Here is an 8,163-nt window from a genome sequence, read left to right as displayed (position 1 = left end):
GGGCGACGACCACACCCTCGTCGTCCGCCTGCACCCCTCACTCGCCACCGGCCCCGCCCGCGGGCTGGGCCTCGCCGAACTGCACCGGCGCGGCGTGGTCGTGGACGCCACGGACGAACCGCACGCCGAGGAGGTGATGCTCGCCGCCGACGCCCTGGTCACCGACTACTCCGCCCTGATGTTCGACTACGCCAACCTCGACCGGCCGATCGTCGTCCACGCCGACGACTGGCCGGCCTACACCGCGAGCCGCGGCGCCTACTTCGACATCACCGCCGAAGCACCCGGCCATGTCTCGCACTCCTACGAGGAGTTGGCCGCGCTGTTCGCCTCCGGGCGCTGGCGGGACGCCGAGTCGGCCCGGCGCCGGGACCGATTCCGCTCCCGCTTCTGCGAGTTCGACGACGGACGGGCCGCCGAACGCGTCGTACGGACGCTGCTGCTCGGCGGGACCATGCCCGAGCCCGATGCCGTCCGGGTGCCCGGCCCGGCCGCCGGCCGCGACCTGCTGGCGTCGACATGAGGGCGCGCACCTGGGTGCTGCTGCTGGCCGCCGTGTTCGCGCTGCTCCAGTTCGCGTGCGTCACCGGCCGGGACACCCCCGACTCGAAGAACTATGTGGCGTACGCGCTGACGCTGGGCGGCGCGGGCAAACGGGAGGCCGCGGCGGCCACCATCGACTGGACCTGCGCGGGCCGGGCCTCGCTCACCCGGCGCGGCCAGAGCGTGGACGTGGTGCGCTTCCACCGGCCGGATCCCACCTCCCGGGTGGTCGCCGAGTGCCGGGCCGACGCACTGGGGCGGGTGGAGCGGCGGCTCGCGGCCGGGCAGACGGACGGGCACATCCCGCCGTTCATGAAGCCCCGGCTCAAGCGGATCTTCGAGGTGCGGCCCGGCTACCCGGTGTTCCTGCTGCCGTTCGTCACGACACTCGGCGTGACCTGGGGCGTGTGGACGGCGAGCGTGCTCGTCGCGGTGGCGGGCGGTGTCCTCGTCTTCCTGATTCTGCGCACCCTGGCGGTGTCCGTGCCGCTCGCGCTGACCGGGCAGGCGCTGTACTACGTCCTGCCCTGCGGCACGACGGCCATGCGGCCGATGACGGAGGGCCTGATGCTGGCGCTGACCCTGGCCGCGGTGTGGGGGTGTGCGCTGGCGCTGACCGGCCGGGTTGGGGCGGGCACGGCCCTGGCCGGCGGCGGGCTGCTCGCGCTGTTCACGGTCAAGCACTCCCAGTCGCTGTTCCTCGGGCTGACCCTGGCCGTCGCGGGAACGACGGTCGTCGTGTTGCGGCGGCGGCGCGGGCGAGCACCGGGGCGCGGGGTCGTGGCGATCACCGTGGTGGGGTGCTGTGCGGCGCTGGGCACCGTGCTGCTGGCGCGGCTGCTGCACTATCCGGCCGAGTCCGAGAGCTTGCAGGACCTGCTCACCGATCACTTCGCCCGGCCGGACCGGGCCCACCCGTGGCCGGAGTTCCTGCATCTTCAGGGCAACTTCTGGCTGGAGTGGGCGCGGCGGCAGGCGGGGCAGCCGCTGTTCGCGGCGGCGCTGGCGGCCGGGCTGTGGGGTGCGCTGCGGCGGCCCGCGTTCGGCTGCTTCCTGCTGGCCGCCGCGGCCACCGGGCTCCTCACCCAGGCGGGCCATCCGGACATCAACATCTGGGGCGAACGGCTGATCGTGCTGGCCTGGCTGCTGCCGGTGGTCGGGGTGCCGCTGCTGCTGGAGCCGGTGCTCCGGCGGACGCTGCCGCTGCCCGCGCAGGGGCCCGGCCGACGGCCGGCTCACTCGATGAGGTGAGCGGCGGCAAAGCCGCTGATCCGGGCGGGAACACTCGGCAAATGCCCCGCCTCGTTCGTGTCCCGGCGCTCCGGTGACCATCGGCGTTCTGGTCCCGCGCCCCGTGCGCGGGGCCACCGCGCCGCCCGCCGGCCGTGTCCGGCGACCGAGCCCCTACCAGCTCTTCGGCCTGCTCCCGGGTGCGCCGGCCGCTGCTGACGCGGCGGCAGCGGGTGCCGGAGGAGGCCGTGGTGGTGGCGTGGAGCCGGGCCACCGGGGAGGTGCTGGCACGGGTCGGTCGGGGGGAGGCGGCGGCGCGGCCGGCCCGGTTCCCCCGGTTCACTCGATGACGAGTTCCACCGGGACGTTGCCGCGGGTGGCGTTGGAGTAGGGGCACACCTGGTGGGCCTGCTCGACCAGCTTGCGGCCGGTGTCCGCGTCGACGGTGTCGGGCAGCTCGATCCGCAGGGTCACCTTCAGGGCGAAGCCCTCGCCCTGCTTGCCGATGCCGACCTCGGCGGTCACCGCGGCATCGCTGACGTCCACCTTGGCCTGGCGGCCGACGACGCCGAGGGCGCCGCCGAAGCAGGCCGCGTAGCCGGCGGCGAAGAGCTGCTCCGGGTTGCTGCCCTGGCCGTTGCCGCCCATCTCCGCCGGCACGGCCAGGGCGAGGTCGATCCGGCCGTCGGAGGAGACGGCGCGGCCCTCGCGGCCGTGGGTGGCGGTGGCGACGGCGGTGTAGAGCGCGTCCATGGAAAACCATCCCTCTTGAAGTCGCGTTCGTGTTCCGGCGGCTCTGGCCCTGCCGCCCTCACGACCACAAGTAGAGCACACAATTAAATTGCACACAACTAAATGGCCTCGCCGGAGCTATCCTGAGGGCATGACCGCCACCGAGACCTCCGTCGCCGAGACGGACTGGCTCCGCCTGGACCGCCAGATCTGCTTCTCCCTGCACGCCGCGTCCCGCGCCTTCAACGGCGTCTACCGGGTGCTCCTCAAGGACCTCGGGCTCACCTACCCGCAGTACCTGGTGATGCTGGTGCTGTGGGAGCGGGGCGACCTGCCCGTCAAGAAGCTGGGCGAACTGCTGCGGCTCGACTCGGGGACGTTGTCGCCCCTGGTCAAGCGGCTGGAGGCGGCCGGTCTCGTGCGGCGGGAGCGCAGCGCGCGCGACGAGCGGTCGGTGGATGTACGGCTGACCGAACAGGGCGCGGCGCTGCGCGAGCGGGCGCTTCGGGTACCGCGCCGCATCGCCGCCGCGACCGGATTCGACCCCGCCGAGATCAACGAGCTACGCGAGCGACTGGACCACCTCACCAGCGCACTGGACACCGCGGTACTGGAGGACCCACCGGCACCCCGATAGCGGGCGTGCGACGGACATGGCACCCCTCCCCGACCCTGTCCACCCCCGCCCAGACCAACGACCGCGCCGGCGACTGGGCCGGCTCACCAACGCCCCGGACGCCGCAGCGCCGGAGGAGCCACCGGCGCCACACCGATAGGGGCACGGACATGGCACCCGCCGCAACCCTGTCCACCCCCGCCCAGACCAGCGACCGCGTCGGCGACTGGGCCGGCTCACCAACGCCCCGGGCGTCGCGATGCCGGTGGGCCCGCCGGCGCCGTCGGCGGGTCGGTGGCGAGCGTGCGACGGACATAGAGCCGTAGCAGCACGCGACCCCGCACCGACTGCTCACGCAACGCGAACTCCTGTGTGACGACGGAGAGTTTGAGTCGGTCGAGGGGGTTGCGCGGGTGGCCGGGGCGCTCCACGGCGTACCGGTCGGCGACGACCCACACCCGGTCGAGCCCCGCGAGCCTGCGCCGCAGGGCCTTCGCGTCCACCTCCGTGCCGTACAGCGTCCCCGACGCGGGCGCCCCCGTCGCGAGGGCCACGTCCCGCACTCCGCGGAACCCCGCCGGATACGCCAGCGCGGTGGCCCGCGCCTGCCCCGGCACGAACAACACCGGGTCGCCCGGACGCAGTTCACGGGCCGCCACGCGCGAGACGGCGGCCAGGTTGTCGGGGCGGTGGTCCGCGGAGCGGTCCGCGCGCAGCAACGGGAGCTGATGGACGAGCGCCACGGCGACGGCGAGTGCGCCGGCGAGGGCGAGCAGCGGTGAGCCGGCCCGCGAGCGCCCCAGCCACCCGGCTCCTACGCGCCCCAGCCACCGGGTCCCCGCGCGCCCCAGCCACCCGGCCGCCCGGTCCGCCCCGGCGGCCACCAGCAGCGGCGCCCCGGCGAGCGCGTACAGCACATAGCGGTCGACGTACAGCGGGGAGAACCGGGAGACCAGCATCAGCGTCACCGGCGGCACCACCGCGAGCGGCAGCGCGACCGCCGCACAGGTGATCTCGCCGCGCTGGCCGAACAGCCGGGTCAGCGCCACCGCCGCGAGCGCCAGACAGGTCCAGTACACCGCGGGCGTCGGCCCCGTGAACGCCCGCAGCAGGGCCTGGGCGCTGTCCAGACCGGGCTGCCGCAACCAGGCGACCTGCGCGGACTGCGCGTGCGAGACGAGCACCATCGGCAGCAGCGCGAGGACGACGGCCCCGGCCGCACCCGCCCAGCGGCCCCACACCCCGCGTGCCACGCGTGCCAGCGCCAGCGTCACGGCGTGGGCGAGCAGCAGCAGGACCGCGAACTCGTGCAGCAGACAGGTGACGCCCAGGACCGCGCCGTACGCCCACCAGACCCGGCCGACCCGCCCCCGCCAGCCGGCCCCGTCCCCGCCCCGCCCGCCGGGTCCGCCCGGACCGGGGGGCTCGCCGACCGCCCGTACGAGCAGCAGCGTCGCGCCCGCGGCGCCGGCCGCGACCAGCGCGTACGAGCGGCCCTCCTGGGCGTAGTGGCCGACCATCGGCGTGACGGCGTACAGCAGCCCGGCCCACAGCCCGACCCGCGGCCTGACCAGCCGGGCGCCGAGCGCGGCGACCAGTGCCGCGGCCGCCGCCGCGCCGCACACCGAGGGCAGCCGCAGCAGCACCTCGCCGGGACGGAGGGCGAGGACGGCATGCATGACCAGGTAGTACAGCCCGTGCACCGCGTCCACGTCGTGCAGCAGCCGCCAGATCTGCGGGACCGAGCGGCGCGCGACCTGGAAGGTGACGGCCTCGTCGCGCCACATGCCGCCGCGGTCCAGCCCCCACAGCCCGAGCACGAGCATGACACTCGCGGGGACGGCCACGACCGCGGCACGACGGACACGGCTCGACGGCCGGATCAGCAGACGCCCGATGTTCACCACGGTCCGATCTCTTGCGATTAGCCAACCTTTGCCGATCAATGGCGGCGTATCGGCATGAATACACCATCCGTGCGGCTTACGCTCCCTGGTGATGAACCGCCGTCAGTTCACCCTCATGTCCCTCGCCGCCCTCTGGCTGACCACCCGCGCGCTGATGCTGTGGCTGCTCGCGCACGACACCGCGCCGCTCCTCGGCCGGGGCGCGGTGGCCCGCGAGGTGTGGCGCCTGTACTTCCACTGGTACGGGCTTCTGTCGCACGGCGCCTTCCCGGCGCACGACACGCTGTGGCAGTACCCGCCGGGCGCGGGCGCGGTGCTGCTGGCACCGGGGCTGCTGCCGGGACTGACGTACTTCCAGGCGTTCGTGGCCCTCACGCTCGCCGCCGACGCGGTGATCGCGCTGGCGCTGGCCCGCGCGGGCACACGGCCGGGCCGCAGCCTGCTCGGGGCGGCGCTGTGGACCGGCGGCCTGCCGCTGCTGCTGCACCTCCCGCTGGCCCGGTACGACATCCAGGTCACCGCCCTCGCCGTCATCTCCCTGCTGTCGCTGTCACGCTCCACACGCGCGTGCGGGACGTTCGCGGCGCTGGGCGCGCTGGTGAAGGTGTGGCCGGTGCTGGTGCTGCTGGGCACCCCCCGGAAGCGGCCGACACGGTCCGCGTGGACGTGGGCCGCCGGGACCGGCGCCGTCGCCCTCGGGCTGTTCGCGCTCCTGTTCGCCGAGCCCCTGTCCTTCCTGCGCCAGCAGAGCGGCCGGGGCGTGCAGATCGAGTCCCTGGGCGGCACGGCCCTCAGCCTGGCCCGGCACGCCGGCTGGTCCGGCCGGGTCCGGTACCGGTACGGCGCGATGGAGTTCACCGGCCCGCACGTCTCCGCGGTCGCCGGGGTCTCCCTCGCGCTCACGGCCGCCGCCTGCTGCGTCCTGCTGCTGTGGCGGGTGCGGGCCCGGCGCTGGAACGAGGCGACCCCGTTCGACGCCGCCCTGTGCGCCGTGCTGCTGTTCACGATCACCAGCCGGGTCATCAGCCCGCAGTACATGGTCTGGCTGCTCGGCCTGGCCGCGGTCTGCCTGACCTCACGGCACACCACCCAGCGCCCGGTCGCTGCGCTGGTGGTGGCGGCGAGCGCGGTCAGCGCCGTGGTGTATCCCACGATGTACGGCGAGGTCATCCACTGCACCTGGACCGGCTCCCTGCTGATGCTGCTGCGCAACGGCCTGCTGGTGGCCGCCGCCGGGCTGTGCCTCGTCCGGCTGTGGCGCGCCACCCGGCCGCTGCCCGCGCCGGCCGCGACCGCCGTCGGCTCCCCGACCGGCCGCGAGCGTGTTCCGCAGCGGGCACTGAGCACCTCCTGAGGAGAGATCACGGACATTCCCCCGACTCCGCGGCCCACGGGGGCGAGCGTCGTCGTCATCGGTTACAACGACGCGGCCCATGTGTCGGACGCGGTCCGGTCCGCACTCGCGCAGGGGCCCGCCGTGCGGCAGGTCGTCGCCGTGGACGACTGCTCCACCGACGGCAGTCCCCAGCTGCTGGCCCGGCTGGCCGCGGGCGATCCCCGGCTGACGGTGGTGCGCCGAACGGTCAACAGCGGGGGCTGCGGCAGCCCCCGCAACGACGGTCTGGACGCGGTGACGTCCCCGTACGTGATGTTCCTGGACAGCGACGACGTACTGCCCGCCGGCGCGGTGGCCGCGCTGCTCGGGGCGGCGACGGAGGCGGGCGCGGAGGTGGCCGGCGGCCTGTGCGTGCGCCGCGAACTGCCGTCCGGACGCGAACGCCCCTGGCAGGAGTCCCTGTACGCGGCGCACGCCGTCGTCGCGGACCCCTCCCTGCGCCCCCGGCTCGTCCACGACACGCTGTGCGTCAACAAGCTCTACCGCACCGGTTTCCTGCGTGAGCACGGCATCCGGTTCCCCGAAGGCCGCTTCCTCTACGAGGACTTCGTGTTCACCGCGCGCGTGCTGGCCGCCGCGCCGCGCGTCGCCCTGGTGCCCGACCCGGTGTACGTGTGGCACGTGCGGCGCGCCGCCGACCGGCTGTCGCTCTCCCTCGACCGGGCGGACATCGGCAACTGGCAGGCGCGCACCCGTGCCTGCGCGCTGGCCCACGACATCCTGCTGGGCGCCGGGCACAAGGACCTGGCACGGGCGGCACGGGCCAAGTTCCTCGACCACGAACTGCGCATGTACGCGGGCGAACTGGAGCTGCGCGACCCGGACTACCGGCGCGCGTGGTGGGCGCACACCCGGGCGCATCTGGAGCAGTACGAGCCGGCCGACTGGGAGCGCGATCCGACCGCGCCCGGCCGACTGCTCGCACGGGTGGTCCTGGCGTCCCCGCGGCCGCGGGACCTGGGCCGCCTCAAGGAGCTGGCCGCCCGTCCGGCCCGGCTGTGCCCGCCGTACGCCCGCGGCCCGGACGGCACGCCCGTCTGGTCCGACGACCTGCCCGGGGTCGGCCTCGCTCCGCTCCTGACCCGGCCCACCCGCCGCCTGCCGCTCGCCGTCGACGCGGAACTGCGTCCACGCGCGCGTACCACCCTGCTGCGGCTGCGTCTGCACGAGCTGTACGGGCGGGTGGCGCGGGCGGGCCCCACCGAGGTGGCGACGGAGTGGCGGTCCCGGGCGGACGGGCGCCCGGCCCAGCGCCGCACCACCGCGTTCACGCCCGCGCCCGACGGCGGTTGGTCGGCCGCGGTGCCGGTCGCGCCGTACGGGCTCGGCGCGGGCACCTGGGATCTGCGGCTGTGCGTCCGCTTCGCCGACGGCGCGCACCGCGACATGACGGCGCACGCGGTCATGGGCGCCGGGCTGCTGCGCCGCCGCGCCCTGCCGAGCGCCCGGCACGGCGTCCTGCTGATCCACCCGTACGCCACCCACTCCGGCGCCCTGGCCCTACGCATCGCACCGGGCGCACGCGGCGCCCTCTCAATCACCCAAGCCCGCCTACACCGCCGACTCCACTGACTCCGCCCCGATAGCGATAGGGGCGCGGGGAACTGCGCGACAAGCCCCAACGCTCCCGCACCCGAACGACGGCCCGCACCCGAAGCGCGCCCCCTAGCTAAGAAAAAGGGGCGCGGGGAACTGCGCAAAAACCGCAACACCGCCGCGGACGAACGCCGGGCCGGGCC

At 74.9% G+C, this 8,163-nt stretch carries 7 protein-coding genes; 5 read left to right on the top strand and 2 right to left on the bottom strand.

Annotation, left to right across the window (positions count from 1 at the left end):
• Together ABT245_RS39420 and ABT245_RS39415 are read left to right on the top strand one after the other, a co-directional pair.
• Positions 1 to 523, top strand: a 523-nt coding sequence (locus ABT245_RS39420) for a CDP-glycerol glycerophosphotransferase family protein (protein WP_351743915.1), incomplete at its 5' end; no start/stop codon positions are given.
• Positions 520 to 1,794: a hypothetical protein gene (locus ABT245_RS39415; protein ID WP_351743913.1), complete on the top strand. Its 1,275-nt coding sequence runs from the start codon at positions 520 to 522 to the stop codon at positions 1,792 to 1,794. The genes ABT245_RS39420 and ABT245_RS39415, both read left to right, overlap by 4 nt.
• Positions 1,795 to 2,112: 318 nt before the next feature.
• On the opposite strand, the gene ABT245_RS39405 is transcribed toward ABT245_RS39415, so the two are convergent.
• Positions 2,113 to 2,526: an organic hydroperoxide resistance protein gene (locus ABT245_RS39405; protein WP_351743910.1), complete on the bottom strand. Its 414-nt coding sequence runs from the start codon at positions 2,524 to 2,526 to the stop codon at positions 2,113 to 2,115.
• Between the two features lie 130 nt (positions 2,527 to 2,656).
• Here ABT245_RS39405 and ABT245_RS39400 point away from each other — a divergent pair, with 130 nt between their 5' ends.
• A complete protein-coding gene (locus ABT245_RS39400) occupies positions 2,657 to 3,142 on the top strand; it encodes a MarR family winged helix-turn-helix transcriptional regulator (protein WP_351743907.1) in 486 nt (161 codons plus the stop codon).
• A gap of 215 nt (positions 3,143 to 3,357) precedes the next feature.
• Here the strand turns inward: ABT245_RS39400 and ABT245_RS39395 are convergent, their stop codons facing one another.
• Positions 3,358 to 4,947: a glycosyltransferase family 39 protein gene (locus tag ABT245_RS39395; protein WP_351743923.1), complete on the bottom strand. Its 1,590-nt coding sequence runs from the start codon at positions 4,945 to 4,947 to the stop codon at positions 3,358 to 3,360.
• 172 nt (positions 4,948 to 5,119) lie between these two features.
• Between ABT245_RS39395 and ABT245_RS39390 the strand changes: the two genes are divergently transcribed.
• Complete coding sequence (locus ABT245_RS39390; RefSeq protein ID WP_351743904.1) at positions 5,120 to 6,382, top strand: glycosyltransferase 87 family protein; 1,263 nt, start codon at positions 5,120 to 5,122, stop codon at positions 6,380 to 6,382.
• 6 nt (positions 6,383 to 6,388) lie between these two features.
• Positions 6,389 to 7,996, top strand: a complete 1,608-nt coding sequence (locus ABT245_RS39385) for a glycosyltransferase family 2 protein (RefSeq protein ID WP_502982277.1) — start codon at positions 6,389 to 6,391, stop codon at positions 7,994 to 7,996.
• Positions 7,997 to 8,163: the final 167 nt, after the last annotated feature.

Origin of the sequence: Streptomyces sp. NPDC001508 (assembly GCF_040298665.1) — a bacterium.
In the GTDB taxonomy this organism is placed as follows: domain Bacteria; phylum Actinomycetota; class Actinomycetes; order Streptomycetales; family Streptomycetaceae; genus Streptomyces.
This window is presented reverse-complemented; position numbering and strand designations above follow the sequence as displayed.

Bases quoted from the DNA above. Each gene is read 5' to 3' on its own strand.
- ABT245_RS39415 (WP_351743913.1), top strand. From the start codon at position 520: ATGAGGGCGCGCACCTGGGTGCTGCTGCTGGCCGCCGTGTTCGCGCTG.
- ABT245_RS39405 (WP_351743910.1), bottom strand. From the start codon at position 2,526: ATGGACGCGCTCTACACCGCCGTCGCCACCGCCACCCACGGCCGCGAG.
- ABT245_RS39400 (WP_351743907.1), top strand. From the start codon at position 2,657: ATGACCGCCACCGAGACCTCCGTCGCCGAGACGGACTGGCTCCGCCTG.
- ABT245_RS39395 (WP_351743923.1), bottom strand. From the start codon at position 4,947: ATGCTCGTGCTCGGGCTGTGGGGGCTGGACCGCGGCGGCATGTGGCGC.
- ABT245_RS39390 (WP_351743904.1), top strand. From the start codon at position 5,120: ATGAACCGCCGTCAGTTCACCCTCATGTCCCTCGCCGCCCTCTGGCTG.